25 protein-coding genes and 1 pseudogene are annotated in these 18,931 nt (G+C 35.1%); 22 read left to right on the top strand and 4 right to left on the bottom strand.

The genetic code is table 11. The annotated features are described in order from the left end of the window. Positions 1 to 23 precede the first annotated feature (23 nt). Positions 24 to 830, top strand: coding sequence for a protein phosphatase 2C domain-containing protein (locus VBD025_RS16520; protein ID WP_430787460.1), 807 nt, complete (start codon positions 24 to 26; stop codon positions 828 to 830). A 75-nt stretch (positions 831 to 905) separates the two neighbouring features. Here VBD025_RS16520 and VBD025_RS16515 read toward each other — a convergent pair whose 3' ends face one another. Further along, the gene (locus VBD025_RS16515; protein ID WP_430791468.1) at positions 906 to 2,000 is read right to left on the bottom strand and encodes a DUF3626 domain-containing protein; all 1,095 of its coding nucleotides are present in this window, start codon (positions 1,998 to 2,000) and stop codon (positions 906 to 908) included. 186 nt (positions 2,001 to 2,186) lie between these two features. Here VBD025_RS16515 and VBD025_RS16510 point away from each other — a divergent pair, with 186 nt between their 5' ends. From VBD025_RS16510 to VBD025_RS16445, 14 genes are all read left to right on the top strand, one after another. Continuing rightward, on the top strand, positions 2,187 to 3,041 hold the full coding sequence (locus VBD025_RS16510; protein WP_430787458.1) for a GAF domain-containing protein: 855 nt from the start codon (positions 2,187 to 2,189) through the stop codon (positions 3,039 to 3,041). Between the two features lie 112 nt (positions 3,042 to 3,153). Further along, on the top strand, positions 3,154 to 3,828 hold the full coding sequence (locus VBD025_RS16505; RefSeq protein WP_430787456.1) for a hypothetical protein: 675 nt from the start codon (positions 3,154 to 3,156) through the stop codon (positions 3,826 to 3,828). Positions 3,829 to 4,146: 318 nt separating this feature from the next. Beyond that, complete coding sequence (locus VBD025_RS16500) at positions 4,147 to 4,707, top strand: alpha/beta fold hydrolase (protein WP_430787454.1); 561 nt, start codon at positions 4,147 to 4,149, stop codon at positions 4,705 to 4,707. A 278-nt stretch (positions 4,708 to 4,985) separates the two neighbouring features. After that, positions 4,986 to 5,447 (top strand): DinB family protein, encoded by a 462-nt coding sequence (locus VBD025_RS16495; protein WP_430787452.1) that lies wholly within the window; start codon positions 4,986 to 4,988, stop codon positions 5,445 to 5,447. 370 nt (positions 5,448 to 5,817) lie between these two features. After that, positions 5,818 to 6,045 (top strand): hypothetical protein, encoded by a 228-nt coding sequence (locus VBD025_RS16490; RefSeq protein WP_430787450.1) that lies wholly within the window; start codon positions 5,818 to 5,820, stop codon positions 6,043 to 6,045. Between the two features lie 8 nt (positions 6,046 to 6,053). After that, positions 6,054 to 6,290: a lysostaphin resistance A-like protein gene (locus VBD025_RS16485; protein ID WP_430791466.1), complete on the top strand. Its 237-nt coding sequence runs from the start codon at positions 6,054 to 6,056 to the stop codon at positions 6,288 to 6,290. 38 nt (positions 6,291 to 6,328) lie between these two features. Further along, the gene (locus VBD025_RS16480) at positions 6,329 to 6,502 is read left to right on the top strand and encodes a hypothetical protein (protein WP_430787448.1); all 174 of its coding nucleotides are present in this window, start codon (positions 6,329 to 6,331) and stop codon (positions 6,500 to 6,502) included. A 326-nt stretch (positions 6,503 to 6,828) separates the two neighbouring features. After that, the gene (locus VBD025_RS16475; RefSeq protein ID WP_430787446.1) at positions 6,829 to 7,071 is read left to right on the top strand and encodes a hypothetical protein; all 243 of its coding nucleotides are present in this window, start codon (positions 6,829 to 6,831) and stop codon (positions 7,069 to 7,071) included. A gap of 40 nt (positions 7,072 to 7,111) precedes the next feature. Beyond that, entirely contained in the window at positions 7,112 to 7,675 is a 564-nt protein-coding gene (locus VBD025_RS16470) for a GNAT family N-acetyltransferase (RefSeq protein ID WP_430787444.1), read from the top strand. A 14-nt stretch (positions 7,676 to 7,689) separates the two neighbouring features. Next, positions 7,690 to 8,055, top strand: coding sequence for a hypothetical protein (locus VBD025_RS16465; protein ID WP_430787442.1), 366 nt, complete (start codon positions 7,690 to 7,692; stop codon positions 8,053 to 8,055). Between the two features lie 51 nt (positions 8,056 to 8,106). Continuing rightward, on the top strand, positions 8,107 to 8,664 hold the full coding sequence (locus tag VBD025_RS16460; protein WP_430787440.1) for an AAA family ATPase: 558 nt from the start codon (positions 8,107 to 8,109) through the stop codon (positions 8,662 to 8,664). Positions 8,665 to 8,702: 38 nt separating this feature from the next. Beyond that, entirely contained in the window at positions 8,703 to 9,881 is a 1,179-nt protein-coding gene (locus VBD025_RS16455) for an MFS transporter (protein ID WP_430787438.1), read from the top strand. Positions 9,882 to 10,044: 163 nt separating this feature from the next. Beyond that, the gene (locus VBD025_RS16450) at positions 10,045 to 10,668 is read left to right on the top strand and encodes a class I SAM-dependent methyltransferase (RefSeq protein ID WP_430787436.1); all 624 of its coding nucleotides are present in this window, start codon (positions 10,045 to 10,047) and stop codon (positions 10,666 to 10,668) included. Continuing rightward, positions 10,669 to 10,959 (top strand): TIGR04104 family putative zinc finger protein, encoded by a 291-nt coding sequence (locus VBD025_RS16445; RefSeq protein WP_430787434.1) that lies wholly within the window; start codon positions 10,669 to 10,671, stop codon positions 10,957 to 10,959. A 3-nt stretch (positions 10,960 to 10,962) separates the two neighbouring features. On the opposite strand, the gene VBD025_RS16440 is transcribed toward VBD025_RS16445, so the two are convergent. The 3 genes from VBD025_RS16440 to VBD025_RS16430 form a co-directional block, all read right to left on the bottom strand. Next, a complete protein-coding gene (locus VBD025_RS16440) occupies positions 10,963 to 12,996 on the bottom strand; it encodes an ABC transporter permease subunit (protein WP_430787432.1) in 2,034 nt (677 codons plus the stop codon). 66 nt (positions 12,997 to 13,062) lie between these two features. Continuing rightward, positions 13,063 to 13,485 (bottom strand): hypothetical protein, encoded by a 423-nt coding sequence (locus VBD025_RS16435; RefSeq protein WP_430787430.1) that lies wholly within the window; start codon positions 13,483 to 13,485, stop codon positions 13,063 to 13,065. 13 nt (positions 13,486 to 13,498) lie between these two features. Beyond that, positions 13,499 to 14,293: a phosphotransferase family protein gene (locus VBD025_RS16430; RefSeq protein WP_430787428.1), complete on the bottom strand. Its 795-nt coding sequence runs from the start codon at positions 14,291 to 14,293 to the stop codon at positions 13,499 to 13,501. A gap of 243 nt (positions 14,294 to 14,536) precedes the next feature. On the opposite strand from VBD025_RS16430, the gene VBD025_RS16425 reads away from it, so the two are divergent. The 7 genes and pseudogenes from VBD025_RS16425 to VBD025_RS16395 all read left to right on the top strand — a co-directional run bounded on the left by VBD025_RS16425 (position 14,537) and on the right by VBD025_RS16395 (position 18,916). Continuing rightward, positions 14,537 to 14,992 (top strand): PH domain-containing protein, encoded by a 456-nt coding sequence (locus tag VBD025_RS16425; RefSeq protein ID WP_430787426.1) that lies wholly within the window; start codon positions 14,537 to 14,539, stop codon positions 14,990 to 14,992. Positions 14,993 to 15,103: 111 nt separating this feature from the next. Further along, entirely contained in the window at positions 15,104 to 15,679 is a 576-nt protein-coding gene (locus VBD025_RS16420) for a phosphoglycerate mutase family protein (protein ID WP_430787424.1), read from the top strand. Positions 15,680 to 16,279: 600 nt separating this feature from the next. Next, positions 16,280 to 16,798, top strand: a complete 519-nt coding sequence (locus VBD025_RS16415) for a hypothetical protein (RefSeq protein WP_430787422.1) — start codon at positions 16,280 to 16,282, stop codon at positions 16,796 to 16,798. Positions 16,799 to 16,849: 51 nt separating this feature from the next. Continuing rightward, positions 16,850 to 17,499, top strand: a pseudogene (locus VBD025_RS16410) (HAD family hydrolase). Between the two features lie 127 nt (positions 17,500 to 17,626). Next, positions 17,627 to 18,208 (top strand): hypothetical protein, encoded by a 582-nt coding sequence (locus tag VBD025_RS16405; protein WP_430787420.1) that lies wholly within the window; start codon positions 17,627 to 17,629, stop codon positions 18,206 to 18,208. A gap of 229 nt (positions 18,209 to 18,437) precedes the next feature. Further along, complete coding sequence (locus tag VBD025_RS16400; RefSeq protein WP_430787418.1) at positions 18,438 to 18,614, top strand: hypothetical protein; 177 nt, start codon at positions 18,438 to 18,440, stop codon at positions 18,612 to 18,614. 71 nt (positions 18,615 to 18,685) lie between these two features. Next, positions 18,686 to 18,916, top strand: a complete 231-nt coding sequence (locus VBD025_RS16395) for a hypothetical protein (protein WP_430787416.1) — start codon at positions 18,686 to 18,688, stop codon at positions 18,914 to 18,916. Positions 18,917 to 18,931 lie beyond the last annotated feature (15 nt).

Here is an 18,931-nt window from a genome sequence, read left to right as displayed (position 1 = left end):
AGTAGATTGGAGAGTGACCCAATATGAAAGAATATCGATGGGTAGGCAGTCAAAAGGATTTTGTGGATGAGATTAGCACGGTCCAATTAAACAACATGATTTTAGGGCGATTCGGGGGAAACGCTTCAGCCGGTCAACATAAAAACGAAGATGGGTGCCTGATCTGGAGTGACCAGGAGAATGACTGGGAGTTTGCGTGTATCTTGGATGCACATAATACAGCTGAAAGTGCTGAACTTGTACTTGCTGCACTAGAAAGTATGAAGGACTCCATTCAAATTAGCTTGAAGTTGAATACAGGTGAAGCTTTTCGGCAAGTACATGAGATGTTACTAGATAAGCTTTGCAGTCAAACATTCAAAGATAGGTGTCAACACGTTCAGGGTGAAACGGCATGTCTGTTTGTGATAAGAAAAGAAAATTATCTTTGGTGGTTTTCCATTGGGGACTGTATTCTTTACCTGAATCATCCTGAGCTTGCTGCATTAGGTGAGTATCAGCAAAACCATCGAAGTTTCTATGAATGGGTGGGGCAGGAGAGCACGTTTAATAAGCGTGTACCCTGTTATAGTGCAGGGATAAAAGAATTGCGAACAGGCGAAAATCATATTTTATTAACAACAGACGGGCTAGTAGAATGTCCAAATACTAAATTTGATTCTCCTGAAGAAATTTTTAGTATGTTTGACGGAGTACAGAATAGCGTTGGAGTTCATGATCTATTACGTGAGATTCAGCAAAAGAACGTCCGGGACAGTACGACTATCATTTCCTGGACTGTCACGAACAATCAGATTGCTACGATTCCAAGTGATTTCAGGAGAAAGTAAATAGATCTGATGGTAACTTTTTATGCAGCATCTTCTTGCCAATGAGCGCTTGATATATAAGCTTTTAAAAGATGATTAAACTTTACCGTTTATAGTATAGTTGCGCATTGGCTTGCCATACTTAACTAAAACGTGCCACAACAGTTTTAATTCTTGAAGTACTTCTTTATACGTTCCGCGGTCGCTCCAAGAGTCTGGATTACGTTTCAAGTCCATTGCTGCAGATCCTATCATCTTCGTGGTTAACAGATCTTTTTGGGCAATGCGTTTTGCTAGAGAAGGCATCGAGGGTCCTCTGAAATCGACAGGCACTTCGTCTGAACGAAGCGCAAATCCGCCATGCCAGTATAGTTTAATGGAATACTGTGAGCATAATTCCTCAAGGATTTGTCCAATACTTGTGCCCTGAAAGGAAGGGTCTGCAACGAGGATTTCCACATCTTCTTTCAGTGAAATATCTCCATGTACCTGTGCTTCAATATAATGATTAAGGTTGCGGGCAGACTTTTTGTTTGACGGATCCACGAATGGTTTCTCAAGATTATCCAGTAAATGATGGATTAATTTTGATGGCGTCAGATTTTTTTCACCTAATGCAAAATCTCTTGTGAATGTTTCTGTCAAAAGAGCAGCCATAATCGAATCAAATTCTTCGTAGGTTCCTTTTTCATTAGGATCATCAAACGAATCCAAATACGTGAAGGTGCAACGCTTTGAAACATTCGGGTAGAGTAGAAAATAACAAGATCCAAAACGAGGTGAAGGTCCATCAGGATGAAGCATCAAATGGAGTGCGCCGTATTTTGGTCTTTGATTATTTGTTGCCTCCTTTATCTGATAGGCTCCACCAAAAATTTTCTCTTCAAAGCGGTCCCGGTCTCCACCTGGCAAAGCGGATACACTGCCATTAGATAGCAGCGTTTCAAATTGACTCTTATATGTCCCTTGTTCTAGTAGGGATTTAGCAACAGATTTCATAGACGAATCAGGTCGGTCTGGATGAAAGTGCAGAGCGATCCTGGCATTTTGTTTTAATTTCGCTATAGCACCTTTATATGTTTTATCATCAATATTAGACATTTTCAGGATATGATTTATGGTTTCGTTAGCTTCTTTTTTATTTGCTTTAGCATGATTTTCGATATAGGTTACAGCATTTTTTTGAGACATAGATAGTTTCTTCAATAGAAAAAACTCCTTTCACGTTAAAGTACTTATGATCTAGTTTATCAGATTATACCAAACCAGTATTTCCATTTATTAGTGATTGATTGTTAATATTAGTATAATGTATTAAACTTAAAGAGAATGATATCGAGTTTTGTCCGAATTCCAACTTGAGGAGAATTTAATTTTATGAGTAATGCTACTAACCTGCAGCAAATTAAGCGATTGAAGAATTTCGATGAGGCGGCAAATACAATTTTAAGTTTATTTGCTAAATCGTTAAATGTAAATACAGTATTTATTGCCAAAAACGACCAAACGACAAACGAGATTGTAAAAGTAGTTAATAAAAAAGACTCGTTGCTTGAAGTGGGAGATGAACTTCCATTCGATGACACGTTTTGCAAATTGAGTGTAGATCATGGTAACGAAGCTTTGGTTATTCAGGATATAAAGGCCGATGAGCGTTCAAATTTTCTCAATGTTACGAAGGAGCTTGGCGGTGGAAGTTTCATTGGAATGCCAATCTACTATGAAAATGGAGAAAATTATGGAACAATCTGCGGACTAGATAATGAGTTGGTTCATTTCTCTGAAGAAGATAAAGCATTGTTTGAAACAATGGCATCACTGCTTTCCTATGTTCTGGAACTAGATAATGCTGACCAGGAAATAGAAAATTTATCAGCACCAATTGTTCCACTTACAGAAGGCATTGCGATTCTTCCGATAATCGGCAGTGTAAATGAAGTTCGTATAAACAGCATCATTGAAAAAACATTAAAAAAGAGCCAGGAAATGTCATTAGATTACATCGTTCTGGATTTATCCACTATAACGCAAATGAATGAATGGGTGATCAAGTCGCTCTCTCAATTTGCAGAGATGCTTACGTTATTAGGCGTTTGTCCGATTATTACTGGCATGCGACCAGAGACTGCACTGCAGGCAAATGGTTACAATGTATTATTTTCTAAAATTAAAGTTTCAGCTAGCCTGGAAAGTGCTTTAAACGATATTGGGTTTAAACTGGAGAAGAATTAATTGAATACGAATGTCTTACTGGGAACGACCTTTATATGCGGAGGTCGTTTTTTATTGGGAAAAGAAGGAATTTATTATAGGAATATAGAAGTTATATAGTTAGGAGGGGAATATGAAAAAATCTATACTAACGATCTGTATCCTGCTTCTTCTTTGTAGTGGATGTTCGACAAAAAAAGAAAAAGCTGTTGAAAAATTAAAGCCAACCGACGAGTACGATTTTAATATTGTGGTGTTTTTGGATGAGGAAGCGCCAGAACAAATTACAGAATTTGTTAAAGAAGATATCACAGACGAGAAATCCATTTGGAGAACGAATCCTAATTCTATTTCCACTGAATTTATAAAAGAAGACAATCCACATGAGTACGAAAGCATTTTCGATATAACTAAATATCCTGCTATGTTGATTTTTAACAAGGAAGAATTGGCGTTCCAGACAACTAACATAAAGAAAATGAAGCGATTTTTCGCAACCCAGCTCACCTTTACTGGAAAAAGTAAACATTGGTCTGTTACATATAACTCCTATCTTTATAGCAAAACCAGCGAGTTATCGGAATACACCATTCAGTATATAGGAGATGCCCCAACTCCTAAATATGTCGACTATCAAATTGGGAGTACTAGTGTTAATAATAGAACGAATACTAGCGTTGACAAATTCCCGATGACCAGGCCAGGTGGAGGTTGTTCAGAATGTGCGGTTACAAGTAAAGACGATCAGATAAAAGCTACCATTGAATGGGATGGAAAATCGGAGTCATTCACGTTGACTAGTAAATAAATGGTTGAAAAACTGCGTGTAAAGATTTTGTGAATGCATGAAAATACGGGGAAGACCTTACTGAGCGAGAATATATTATAGAATTGAAGATTTCTGTTGGGAAGAAAAATTTATAGTAATGAGTATTTGTGACTGCTAACTTGTTTGATAAGTTAGCGGTTTTTTACTTTAAGCAGAGAAATTATGAAACAAAATAAGACATTTGGTCAATTTATAATAAGTCTCCAGACTGATAATAAGATTGAGTCAGTGATATAAAATTAAAATAGTGATAAAGATTAATAGAAACAGGAGGAGATTGCAATTAATAAAATTTATATGCTACACGGATTTATGGGGACATCTGAAGTTCATTTTATAGATCAAATTAAATATTTTGATTCAAATTTCGAGTTGATTTTACTTGACTTGCCAGGGCATGGCAACTCCAAAGAAAGCGCATCTGAAAATTATTTTGAGGATACGCTTGAGTGGCTAATAACGCAAATAAAGATTAACGGGAAAGGTTATATTCTAGGGCTTTCATTAGGAGCTTCCTTAGCCATTCACATTGCCCAGAGAGAACCAGAATTGGTAAAAGGTATTATACTAACCGGATATTCACCGCATATACCAGACAAATTAAAAGCCATTATGGAAAATCAATATAATTACTTCATAAATATTGAAAAGAATGATAAAGAAATTTCTGCACATTTTCAAGATCTTCATGGGGAAAAATGGTTTGATACGTTAAAGAAAGTATTATACACGATGACATTTTATTATCCTTCAGTTAGCGATAAAGAATTGGGCAGACTGAAACCTCCAACATTAGTATTAAACGGGAGCAACGACATACACGAGGTGGAAGCAGCAACGTACATTAAAGATCGATAGCGAAATTGAGATTGGTATTATCCCAAATGCTAGTCACACAGCAAACATTGACCAACCTGATATATACAATCGTATGGTTGAAAAGTTTATTAATAAGATTAATCAGACCTAAATAAAACTATATGAAAGTTTAAAGTTACTGAAAATATTTTTTTGAATTATAGGCGTCAGCTATTTATAGAGGGAAAACTGGGTTAAGTGTCGAAATTAATTAATAGAGGTAGAAATATATATCCAAGTTTACTATTTTTCATATGTTTGAATTGAAGGAGTGGAAAATGATGAAGGAAGAACAAATATTTGAACAGATGAAAATGTGGCGCAGCTGGACAGTGGAGATGCTGAAAACGATTCCCGAGGAAGTTGCTGATAAAATTCCGCACGGCCATACTAACAATATCCGCTGGAATGCAGGTCATATTTTAGTTAGTTGGGACTACACGATGCTTCCTGCTGTTAATAAGGATATACAAACGCCATCATCTTATAACAAGATGTTTGCAAGAGGGACTAAACCACAGGATTGGACGGAGCAGTCGCCTACAATGGAGGAAATAATTAAGCAGTTAGAAGAACAACCGAATCATACTGTGCAAGCATGCAAGGGTCACTTGAATGACCCTTTAAAGGAATCATTTTTAGCTATGGAAACGTTAGGGGATATGGCTGTTTTTCACATGAATCATGAGAATCTTCATGTTGGAATTATTAACAGTATGAAAAAATTCCTTTTAAAGTAAATAGTGTTGGAAGACCATTGGCACCGCATTAGGTATTCACTTCAATGACCGCTAACTTGTTTGATGAGTTGGCGGTCATTTGTGTGAATTGAAACATTTAATCTGAATATTTGTGTTATTATTAAAGAAGGGTGTTTTGAAGTTAACATTAGTATTAGCCTATTAGGAAATATTTAAAAAGGGGGCGTCCCTAATAAGACTCACTAAATATTATGTTTGGATTTATTTTATATTATTCTATGCTTTCTGGTCTATCAGAGAATTATGGTTGGTTCAGTACATAGGTTTAATGGAACCTGTTCCCCAAGCAATTACTTCCGCTAGTATTAAAATAATCATTTGGGTTATCCCTGTGGTTTTGATAATCATAATGGTGGAAAAGCGTAACCCGTTATCTTATTTAGGATTAAATCATAACGTAAAGAAAGGCTTGAAATGGGCGGTTTGGTTAACTTTAGCATTAATAACCTACTTTGCTGTTTTAAATCTTGTAGTCTTAAGAAATGATGTCGATTTTAATATAGGATTTAGTGAGTGGCTTAATACCATTATTATGGTTGGCCTTATTGAAGAAATTGTTTTCAGGGGTTTTTGTTAAGAAAGTTTATGGCGTCCTTTAGTTTCTGGAAAGCAAATAGTATTACATCTTTACTCTTTGCATCCATACATATTCCTATTTGGTTGTATAAAGGTTTGTTTGAATTTCCATATATCCTAAATGCCATACTAACAACTTTTGTTTTGGGTATTATATTTGGGTTTATTTATAAGAAAACGAATTCTCTTTGGTCAGTAATTATTATTCATTCTATGTATAATCTATTAGTTTCTTTATTCTATTAAAATGATGTTAAAGATATCTTATTCAAAGGAGCGAAACGATGAAGAGGTTATTATTTTCTGTAGGAACACTGATGACAATCATTTTTGGCGGAGGATTTCTTATTCGTTTTGTGAGAGATTCTGATTTTTCTATTGCTGAATTTGTTGGGGGTATACTAGGTATTACACTTATTTGTATAGCAGTTAGTATAGCTGGGAAATCAACTAGCTAATATAAAACGAAGGAGTGTTTTTTTGAAGTTCGCTAATAGTAAGCCTTTATCTATATTTTACATTTGCCTTATTATAATTGGAATTATAAGTACTGTTTTAGTGTATCTGGACCGGCAACACTTTTTAATTTATGGGGAAATTGTGTTGTTTGTAGCGTTTCTTACGTTCTTGGTTAGGGGAATTGAATCTGTTAAATCTGCTGATTATAAGTATGCAATCATGTGTTTTTCATTTGTATTGATTTATGTTAGTGCAGAAATCTTAAAGATTCTATGGATAAGCGATACGTTCTAAAAATAATTATATAAACTTCAGGGGGGATTTTGTGGCAGCTCATTGCACGAATTGTAAGTATAAGTGGAAAAGAAAGAACGTTTGGCAGCTTGGTTTTTCAAAAAAGGGTAAAGCTTGTCCAAACTGTAATACCACGCAATATATTTCATTTAAAGATAGAAATTTACTAATGGGATTAGCAGCTATAAGTGGCACTGTAACGATACTTCTTCTTCTATTTTTTCCTTTCTTTTTCAAATTAAGTGATAATGAAGAATCAATGTGGTGGTTATAAACCTTATTTAATAAAAGAATATCTGTAGGAAGTGACTAATATGAAGATAAACAATCAAGTTTTTGAAAGAACTGCCCGTCTAACGTTAAGAAGATTCAATGGTAAGGACACGGAAAGCTTCCATTCCTATCGGGCTAATCCAGAGGTTGCTAGATTTCAATCATGGGAGAATTATCAGTATCATCAAGCAGAAACGTTCGTTAATAATCAAATGAAAAATAACCCAAATCAGCCTGGCACCTGGTTTCAGTTTGCCATTGCATTAGCTGAGACGAATCAGCTTATCGGAGATTGTGCACTACATACGCTTTTAGACGAACCGCGTATCGTAGAGATCGGATTCACGCTTGCTCCAGAGTATCAGGGGAACGGTTATGTGACTGAGGCAATTCATGCGTTATTGGAGTACATATTTTACAAATTAGAAAAACACAAAGTAATTGCATTCACAGACGTTAGAAACACCAAGTCCATTGCTGTATTGGAACGTCTGAGTATGAGGCGGGAAGGGCATTTATTACAAAATTATAGGTCAAAAGGCCAATGGGTTGATGAGTATCAGTATGCAATTCTGCGGTCTGAATTTGTGAGGGAAACCGATTAATAATGGGAGGAATTATGAAAGTCAAAAATTTAGTCATCGCATTATCCGTTTGTTTGAATATAGCATTATGTTTTCTTCTTTTTAATGAAGCTGGCAATGAAGGTCCTGTTGATGTGGGATTAGCCTTTAAAGAAGCGGTTCGGGTTGATAATTATGAACTGGCCAAAACACTTTTCGCGGAGGGTAGAAACCAATACATTACAGATGAAACGTTAAAAAAGGTAAATGAAATTATGAGTGGTGGTACAAGTTTTCATACATATGAGTTATTGGAATTTGATAATGGCGAAATGGTGCTGCTTACGTTAACTCCGAATGGAAAATATGACATACAGGATATAACAATTGTTCCGGATGAACTTAAAGCTGTATTTAAATAAGTGAGTTGACGTGCTAAAAAAATTCCATCCTTCTTATAAAGGAGTTGTATTATGAAGAGGTTAGCAATTATTACAGTGGGAAAAACCCATAGCGGTAAAACTACGTTTGCGAGAGCTTTAGAGAAAAAACTGAAAAATTCTATTGTGGTGGATCAAGATAACCATGCTGAATTTTTAAATACGTATTACAATAACTTAGCACCGAAACAGGGGCCGAATACCTTAAAGCACGATATTTCAAAACTAATCGTCAATTATGCTGCGGATAACACTGATTTCCATATTATTATTTCCAACTCTAACCGACACAGGAAAGACCGTTTGTATCTGCTCGATGAGTTCTTTAATAAAAATAACTTCATCCGTATTCTTGTACATTTTGATATTCCATATACTGTGCTTCAAAACCGAGTTACCCAAAGTCAACGCAGCACGAATATATTTAGGAATGCTTCTTTAAACTTTGAGGAGGTACTTGTTCGACAGGAATCGGATGTAGTGTCAGCACCAACAAGAGATGAAGCAGATCATTTATGTGTTATTAATAATAACGAGGAAGTTGATACGGTTATGCAAAGAATTGTTGATATTGCTGATTTCATTAATTAACAGTTTTTACATACCTGCAGAGAAAAGGAGAGTTCACGTTGACAACCCAGAAGAGTCAAACTAATTTTCTTAAATTTTACTATTTTTTTATATTCTTTGGTCCAGGTTCACTGTTTCCGTTATTAAGCGTTTATCTGCAAGATGAAATCAATTTAAGTGGGACACAAATTGGAATGGTAATGGCTGTAGGTCCAATTGTTGGTATCTTAATGCAGCCTGTGTGGGGGATTGCAGCTGATTATAAACAGAATCCTAAGCTGATCCTGACGTGTACACTTTTTATTTCTTCTTTGATGGGATTAATTTATAGCTTTTCATCCAGCTATACCTTAGTCCTGGGCGCTGCAGTTTTATTATTTATTCCGTTTAGTGCAATAAATCCTTTAAGCGATAGTATTGCCGTTAGTTATTCAAAAAAATTGAATGCTCATTTTGGTGATTTTCGTCTATGGGGAGCGCTTGGGTATGCATTAGCGGCTGTAATTATAGGGAGACTAGTTGAATGGTCGAGTTTCTCTATTATATTTTATAGCTTCATTCTATCTATACTAATCTCTGCCATTATTTCTTTCAGACTGCCAGCAGAAAGAGAAGAAGAAGCAAGAAATAAACTGGATAAACAAAGTATTAGAAGGCTGCTTGTGTATCCAAAATTTTCGTTTTTCCTAATAGCCACGTTCTTTACCTTTGGCCCAATGGATGCAAATAACACCTACTTTGGACTTTATATCATAGACTTAGGAGGAACGGTGGCTAGCGTGGGATTAGCTTGGTTTCTGATTGCTGGTTTTGAAGTTCCATTTATGAAGTTTTCCGGTTTTTTCATACGGAAATTTGGGGCGTTAAACGTAATGATCATTGCAGCTGTAGCATCATCCCTGCGTTACATTCTTTACTATTTCGCGCCATCACTAACTGTCGTCTTTTTAAGCACAATTATTCAAGGTTTTGCCTTTGCGCTTTGCGTAACGGCAAGTCTGCATTATGTCGTAGAAATCTCGGGAAAAGAAGTAAAGAATTCGGCAGTAGCTCTTTATTCCACAGTTGCATATGGTTTAGGGAATTTCACCTTCACCATAATAGGTGGCTTTCTTTACGATCATTTCGGTATTTATAACATGTATTTATCTTTCGGACTAATTACGATCTTTGGAATATCTATGTTTTTACTATTGAGAAATAGTTCTGCTGAGGATAACAAGATAGGAGTTGGTTGATCAGAATTCGAAAACATTTATCCATTTAAAAATATACGAGAAGATTCTGGTATTTTGCTTCTTCCTGGTATAGTTCAAATTTCTTCTATTCCTTTATAAAAATACATACTAATTAGTGTAATGAATGTTAGCTGAATAGTTCACGAAACTAGGAGGTGTATTTTTGAAGAAGGAAGATTTAATAAAAAAGTTTAATAAAGAAGCCTTAAAACATACAAAACAGAGGGAAAACTTAAGGGATAAAAAATGGAGGGAAAAGATATTTTCAAATGTTCGAGGGAGGACACTTGAAATCGCTGTTGGTGCAGGAATGAATTTTGCCTTTTATCCTAAATCAATTGATTACACTGGCGTGGATTTTAGTCCAAGGATGTTGGAAGAAGCGAAGGAAGCTGCTAAAGAGCAACATATTAAGTCAAGTTTCGTTTTGTCTGATGTAGAGAGTTTAGATTTTGAAGAGAATACGTTTGATTCGATCGTATCGTCTGGTTCATTGTGTGTGTATGACAATCCGCTCTACGTATTAAACCAGATGAACAAGTGGTGCCAGAAGGATGGGGGAATTTTACTGTATGAACATGGGTTATTTGCTAACCAGGCACTTGCATGGTTTCAAAAGAGATTAAACAGGTGGCACCTGAAAAAATATGGTTGTCATTTTGACCGTAACATTCTTGAGATTGTAAAGAAGTCCGACCTGGATATTACTCGCTGCGAGCGGGCGATGGGAGGGTATTTATATCTTATCTGGGCGAAACCAGGTAAACATACGAGAGGAAAGTTATAAATGCGAACTTGTCAAAATTGTAGTTATAAATGGAGTTGGAAAGAAACGTTTAAAATACTTTTTAAAAATAAAAAGAAGTGTACCAATTGTATGGAACTTCAATATATTTCTGCGAAAACCAGAAAACGTAATTCGTTATTAGGTGCACCAATTGGACTATTAATTCTTCTTGGAGGATTTAATGTTCACTTTTCCGTAATTACAGGACTTATGTTTTTGACATTCATAATAGTGCTAGCAGTGGCTCCTTTCTTGTGTGAATTAAGCAATGAAGAGGAGGCGCTATGGTAGATATTAAAACCTCCTCATTTTTTCAAAACTTTCTTTCGTAACAGTATAGTTAGGTTCAACAATTTTAGAGTTTTTTCTCATTGGAAATTTGTGCAATACTCCAACCTTCCTTTGTTGAACTTCTTTAACCCCATTTATGATTAGTTGCATTGCGAATATGCCTAGCATGAAAGCGATTAAAGGAAATAATAAAGCCCAGATATGCATTCCACCCTGAATTTCTTCTTTAGAAGCTGCGACTAGTCCTGCCCATTCGCTGGTAACGGACCTATCAGGTGGACCAAGCGGATCATTGCTTAAAACGATCGTCCCACCGAAAAAAAGCTCAACAACTCCTAAGTGAATAAAAAGCAGCAAGACCTGAATAAACTGCTGACCAAAAAGAATAGTCAATCTTGGTCCAATATGGGGTAAAATGTGCCGGAATAAGATGTGCAGCTTTTTTCCACCTAATACCGTAGCGCTCATAATAAATTCTTTGTTTAGAAGATGCTGCTTGATGTCGTTCCCAATTAAAACGGTAGTTAAAGGTAAAACAAGTATAGTTAATATAACAACCTCAATTATAATCCGGTCAGCTGTAGAATAATCACCTGCTCCAATTGGTAAAACAGGTTTTAATAAAATATATGCGATTAGGGTTAAAGGAAGAAAATGAATAGAGTCCGCCATTTTATCCAGCCAAATCTGTTGTCGTGTTTTAAGCGAAAACGCAAATGCAACCCCACCCAAGAATCCAATAAACACACGTAAAAAAGCGATTAATAACCCGAACAATAATGTATACTTTGCTCCAATTAGTAGCATGTCTAATAGATCATAACCGTAAAAGTCGGAGCCGAGCAGAAGTAATTTACTTGGCGGATGTATAGGTGTACTTTTAATCGTTGTGCCATCTTCCTCATAAATCGTTAAAACCTCATCTACATGGTCATTCGTCGAAAGCGAATAAATAAAACTTGCACTGATAGCTGTTACAAAGAACAATATTCCAATTGCAAATTTAATGTTTTTCATATGTACTATCAACACAGACCATAAGTAGCGGGTGATTTTCAAAGGTCTTACACGTTGCTTTAACCGTAAAGTAAAACGAGTCGTTTTAAAAAATGCAACTAAATTTAATGAGCGCTTGTCCTGAACAACTATTCCTTCGTTAACTAATTCTGTATCATATAACCACATTTCCATCAGATGAAAAAAGAAAAAAAATGGCGTAAATAGTAGCGTAAGTGATACAGCAATTGTCATAGGGGTAAAACTATCAATAATGGCATCAGTAATTCCTGGAATATTGAACAAATATTCAATAATAAACTGACTGGATAACGTCGCCCAGATAATCACCTTTGTATGTTGAAAGGATGTAATTAATACGTTTTTCAACATGTGGCGTAGAAGGATTATTAGTTTTTTAATGCCTTTACTTCGCAAAAAAAGTACATATTCTTTTAGAAATTCCTCTTCGATATGAAAAAGCAGAACTTTAAATAAGGAAATCATAGGGATGATGGACAACGTGAGAATGGGAGCGAAATAGATCTTAGTATCCGCATAACCTGCAACACGAAACAAATCTAAACCATATGATTGAAAGATGAAAATGCTGAGCGCTTGCAGTGACACAGCAATGACTACATCAGGAATTGCTTCCAAAATGTCTAACGATTTTTTTAAGAATACAGAAAGACGCTTTGGCAAAAAATTAGATAACAAAGCTAGTAAAAGTGCAAGCGCAAATCCTAGAATGATCGCGCCAAGAAAAATTTGCATCGAATAGATAAATGCACCCCAAAGTGTATCGAAAAGAGGATATTCCGCAATAATTTTCGTATCTCCAGATGGCGAGGGGTCACTCATAATACGATAAACCCACGAATCGCTTTTAAATAAGTCTATAAAGAATGATCCTAGATACTCAAAATACTGGAGCGGATTAGAAAATCCTTCCATCGCCAAAAACTTCGAAAACACGCTAATACAACATATGCCCAGGAATCCCAGGAAATAATAGATAATTAATTTTACTAGGTTCATAGCCTTCCCCCAGAAAACGTTGATAAATTTACTAAGATTCCTACAACCACTTTTATGCAGCTATCATCATCCGTCCGAGGCTTCAATAAGATATTCCGTGTTATTGTCACCGATAAATTGAACTCCTTTTACAAACGGATGAAATTCATCCAACTCTTTTTTTGTTAGTCCCTTTGTATCAAAGACCACTTCTCCTGTAAGAGTGATAGAATCTCCACTGTAACTAATTCCTTGATTCTCGCGTTCGATAATTCTATCTTTAATCAATTTGGTAAGTAAGACATCTGCTTCACCAACTACTTGAAGATCACCAGTATTTCCTATGGTAACTTCATAGGTTAATTTTTGAGTATCTTTTTGCTGCGTTTTTACAGCTCCAATAGAAACCACATTATTTGTAATGGTAAGTTGTTTTTCTTCCGCGTTGCTATCTGTACAGCCGGTAAGCACGATGATGGATAATACAAAAAAAGCTACGTATTTTTTCATGCTAGCTATCCTCCTAAAAAAATTCATATATGCCATGGACAAAGTAATCATAGTCTTTTTTACTAATTATCTTTCTTCCATAGCCTTCAAAAAAAGTTTGTGTATCTGCTTCATTTTCGAATGCTCCCGGTTTCGGACGAATTGCTAACGATACATCATACCGCGGGTCACCGAACGCTCCGCTGCCCCAGTCAATTACCCCAGATATTTTTCCGTTATGTACTAATACATTATCTATCGTATAATCACCATGAATGAGCGTTTGTTTGTGTGCTTTTGGTTTATTTATCTTTATATCATGTAATAAATCTCGTGATCCGTCCACTGTGTAATTGATTAAATTGTATTCCGCCTCTTGTAACATATCATCAATCCAGGATTGGTTATGCATCAAACTTTTTGGAGGTGGTGTCGAATGAATCTCAGCAAGGATTTTCCCGAAATTAAAGATGATTTCCATTCTTTTTTCTTGATTTTCTTCGGTTTCTAACGCGGATTTAATTGTTTCTCCTTCTATATAATCAAACAAAGCCCAATTTTCTTTTTTGTCGGTTTGTTCAACAAATTTATTTACCTTTGGAACAGGGAGATCTGTTTGCGCTGTAAGAACGTTTAGTACCGAAACTTCTTTACTCAGCCATGAGTTAAACAATTCCTCCTTGGTTCTTTTAAGTGCATATGTGCCTTCGCTGCTCTCCATAATACCTACATCAGAAGTATCTCCTTGAATGGGAAATTGGATGGAATGGATGGTGCCGAGATATTCTCTTATTTCAAATGGGATTTCATTAAGTTGAATTGGTCTCAAGTTATCTTTTTCCTTTCACGTGAATTACTTTAAATTTTAACACGATTTTCGTAATTGTTCAGTAAATTAATAAAATATTCAGAGCAATTTGTGTTAAAATATGAAAGTGGTCATGTGAAAAATGCCTTGCAGATAGTGGGTTTGGCGAAGAAAAATAGTAATGTATATTAAAATTTAAGGAGTTTCAGAAAAATGACTCATTCACATTACAATTTACAATTTCAAAAATTGAGGTGTTATTAGATGTCATTTGGAGTTAAGAGAGACAAGACTTTTATGACTATCATCTTATTTTCTATCTTAATAGTAATGGCTGTATTTTTAATTCCTGTAATTTTCTCTTATGAATCGCGTTCTTTTTTTGATCTGATTTTATCGTTCTTTCTTTTGTTCATTACAGTAGGGATAATTATTTGGGCTACGTTCTATATCAAATATGAATTACGTAACGATTATTTGTATATTAGAGGAGGGGTATTTCGAAGCCGGATCCGATACGAAGCAATTACACAAGTGGAGTCACTAACCTTAACAATTGGAGGATTATTGGCTGGATATAGAATCTTGTCGTCTAAAGACGGGATAATAATAACCTATAAAACTGGTTTTGGAGTTGTGAAAATATCGCCTAAAGATAAATCTTTATTTCTGGCAGAATTAAAAAAGCGTTGTTCAAATGCAATTTTTAAGAAGTCATAAATAGGATTGATGAGATCATTAAAGGTGCAGATAGAAGGCGAGACCTGCCAAAATAATAGGTAGCTTTATAGTATAAGACATTAGAGTAAAACTTAACTCAAGGAGATTGCAATGGAAATATCATTGATCAGACATGGAAAATCACAACTAATTGAAAACAAGAAATTAACTAGTTCAGAGTTTAAGCAGTGGACTGAAAAATATAATCGTTATGGTGTGTTTGAAGAATCTTTATATCCTCCCGAAACGCTTGAAAAAATAGCAGCAGCTAAAATTGTGATTACCAGTGATTTAAGAAGGTCTATTGATTCAGCGAAATTGTTAAATCCAAAAGTAAAAGCAGTTAGTAATCCGGTATTCCGAGAAGTTGAATTGCCTACTGGGTCAATAAAGTTATTGGACGTGAAAGCAAAACCGAGTAATTGGGCATTTATTTTACGGATCCTGTGGTTTAGTGGATATTCTAAAGGTTGTGAGTCCTGGAGCAACTCTAAATTAAGGGCCCAACAAGCATCTCAAGAATTAATTGATTACGCTGGTAACTATCATTCAGTGGTATTAGTGGGACACGGATTCTTTAATATACTGATTGCAAAAGAATTACAGAAAAAAGGATGGAAGGGTAAAAGAAAAATTGGTTCAAAACATTGGAACTGTGTTACATATTCTTTGAATTTTATTTCCTGATTATTAATCTAAAGGGTGCAAGAGTTTAGAACCCGGGTGAATATCCGGATTCAAAACACCTTCATTGGCACATAGTGTCTGGAAAGGCTTTGAGCTGATTTAAGTAGTTGTAGATGTAAGAGAGGAGCGATAAATCCATGTTTTTTAAAAGTGATAACCATGCTGACAGTCAAAAAAATGCAAACATTGCTTGTAAATGTGTTTTCATTTTCTGGAGTGGAGTTCTTTTATTTAGTTCAATTTATGAGTTGCTTTCCAACAATACTTTCATTTCTCATTCCTTGCTTTTGTTACTTTCTGGTTTAGTAGTCTTCTTTGGGACAGATATGGTTTTAAGACTTTTAAAGCCAAATAGATAAATGGGACTCCACAAAGTTGTAAAAGGAGGGATGCATCATCGAATTAATATTTTTAGTTTTTCTAATGGCTGGTCTTTATTTAGTTACGCTTGGTATATGGGAATTGAGACAAGGTGTTGATCGAGATAAATACATAACTCTTATGAGTATCCTATTTCTCATTTTTGTTTTCCCAAAATTATTCAGCTCATTTTAAGTAACCTGATTGTATTGGTACCGAGAGGGCGGTTCCTGCAACATATTGAAATCTAACACGAAAAAAAAAAAGGTAATCAATTCAGGAGGGGAAAAAATTAATAACAAGATTAAACAATTCATATGCATAATCATAGTAATCTTACTTTGTAGTGGCTGTAATTTTGGGGGTTCCGATAATTTAATTCCTGATAATACGTATTCGCAGATATTTGTAAAAAAGAGAATAGGTAATAATGAAGGAGAGGTCGAATTAAAAAAGATATGGGATGAGGAGAAGATAAACAAAATCATTGATTTACTTAATTCTGTTCCGGTGAAAGCTCCTAATGGCCAGCAGACAAATGAAATCGAATTAAAATTAGGGGAAGAAGGTTCATATATATTATCATTCTTTACCCAACAGGATTTAGATAACCAAACGACAAAATCCGTTTATTATTTAGCTTTATTACCGGATGGGCAAATCGTTTACTCTGGTGCAGGTGATCATGAACTGAAATTGCGATTAATGTCCACAGAAAAACATCCTGAGATGGTTGAAAAAATTATTGAGATGCTTTAATAATCTCCTGTTCTATATGTATAGTTCAAGGGAAAAGAGGGTGTAAAAGTTTTGATAAAAGCAATAATTTTTGACTTTGATGGTTTAATTATAGATACGGAGACGGTTTGGTATGAAGCTTATAAGGAAACAATGAGCTTTTATAAGGCTGATTTAACACTCGAACAATTTGCTGCATGCATTGGGACAGATGATACTGTACTTCATGAAATTTTTAAAGAGAAACTTGGTGAAGATTGCGATCTTGGAGAAATTGAAGCTAGGACAAAAAGTTTACATACGATAAAGATGAAAAACCTCAGGCGCGGGAAGGGGTTAGGAATTATTTGGAAGAATCTAGGAATGCTGGATATAAAATTGCTATAGCTTCAAGCTCACGTAGAGAGTGGGTTACTACTTATTTAGAAACCCTGGATTTGCTTCATTATTTTCAAGTAATTATCACACAAGATGATAGTAGAGTAAAACCAGCACCTGACTTGTATTTAAAAGCAATTAGTGACTTACATATCAGTCCTTCAGAAGCACTAGCTTTCGAAGATTCTTTAAATGGATGCAAAGCCGCGGTAACTGCTGGGATAAAGTGTGTGATTGTGCCAAACCCAGTAACAGAATTTTTAGCATTTGAAAGTTATGAATTACGTCTTAACTCAATGGCGGAAAAAAGTTTGGCTGAAGTAATCGAGATAATTGAGAAATAGTGTTGGGAAAATAATAGTGAACTGTCCATAAATAATAATATCCTAAATTTAGATGAGGGAGATACTTATGGATATCGATGATTATAAGCTGATATGTTAACCATACAATTTAAATCGGAGGGATTTAATGAAACGATTATTAAATCTAAACACGGTATATATTGCAGCGACAATAATAGTTCTTGGTGCTGTACTTGTACCTCTAGCAGTGGAATCATACAATCTACGGACACAGGGAATAAATTATTTTACCACTAATATTGAAGATTATTACAATAATGCTCAGCCTGTTGATGGAGAACATACAATTGAGATTGATTTAAATAATTTGAAAAGCAACAAAGAAAAAGTGCTTTTTAATGATGGAGAAAACCAAATTTACGTGTCGAAGGTAATCGAGCATAATACAAATGAATATGAATTATTGTTTACGTCAAAGGGAGATTATAGTTTAGGTGGTGCAACATTAGTCTCGGGTTTGGAATACAAATATAGTAAGGATAGTTTAATAAGTGAATTCCAAGCCAGAGCAAAAGCTGTGTATAGTGGTGACACGTATCAATTAAGTCCTTCCGAAGATTCAAGTGATGCCGAAGAGTTTGGCTTTAATTTGGAGTTCGCAGACGATCCTTTGCTCGATTCTGAAGAAGAAAGAAAAATTGAAGTGACAGTTACAAACTTATATGTAAATATATGGGCGGAGAAATAACCTTGAATGAACGGGTGCGTTAGCCAAAAAAGTTAATTAGTTACATCGTCAAAAGAGCTCAGATTATTTCCAAGCTTTTTTTGCTATGAGCATTTTTAATGGTCGTGAGATAGTATACCTACGAGTGATTGAAAATTCATGAAATATTCAGATCAATATGTGTTAAAATATGAAAGAGATTATGAAATTGTCATAACTAACGGATTAATTGAAAAAGGAGTTATTGTAAATGAAAAATAACATCTTATTAAACTTTGTTTTGGCAATTATATTTTTTGGTTTATTTATAACTGGAATGGTTTTTTCAGAGGAATATGAAATTCTGATGCTTTTAGGAATTATTGGACTGGGCGGATTTGCCTTCTTTGTGTTTCGTGTAGTGACTGTTTCAAAAGTCGAAAATTGAGAATGAGTTTTATGTATTCAACTTAAACAGAGCAGAACATTATCATATTCGTTTCACTGGAGGTGAAGAAGTTGGACTGGGAAGTATTCGCTTTAATTATACTAGTAATCTCAATAATAGTTTATGTGTATGGATGGAAGAAGAATTCTCAAATGGTACTGTTTTTCTCTGGAATCGCCTTTTTAACAGCCTTATTTTACTTCCTTGGTTGGCTGCGGCTTGCTCCATTTGTTCCGCCAGTATCGATGGCTATTGCTTATTTTGTAAAAAAAAGAATAGCTACTTCTAATGAGGGAAATTGAATTAAAAATGGGGGA

Origin of the sequence: Virgibacillus flavescens (genome assembly GCF_050574275.1) — a bacterium.
Taxonomy (GTDB): domain Bacteria; phylum Bacillota; class Bacilli; order Bacillales; family Amphibacillaceae; genus Virgibacillus_F; species Virgibacillus_F flavescens.
Note: the sequence above shows the minus strand (reverse complement) of the source record. Positions and strands in the feature narration are given on the sequence as shown.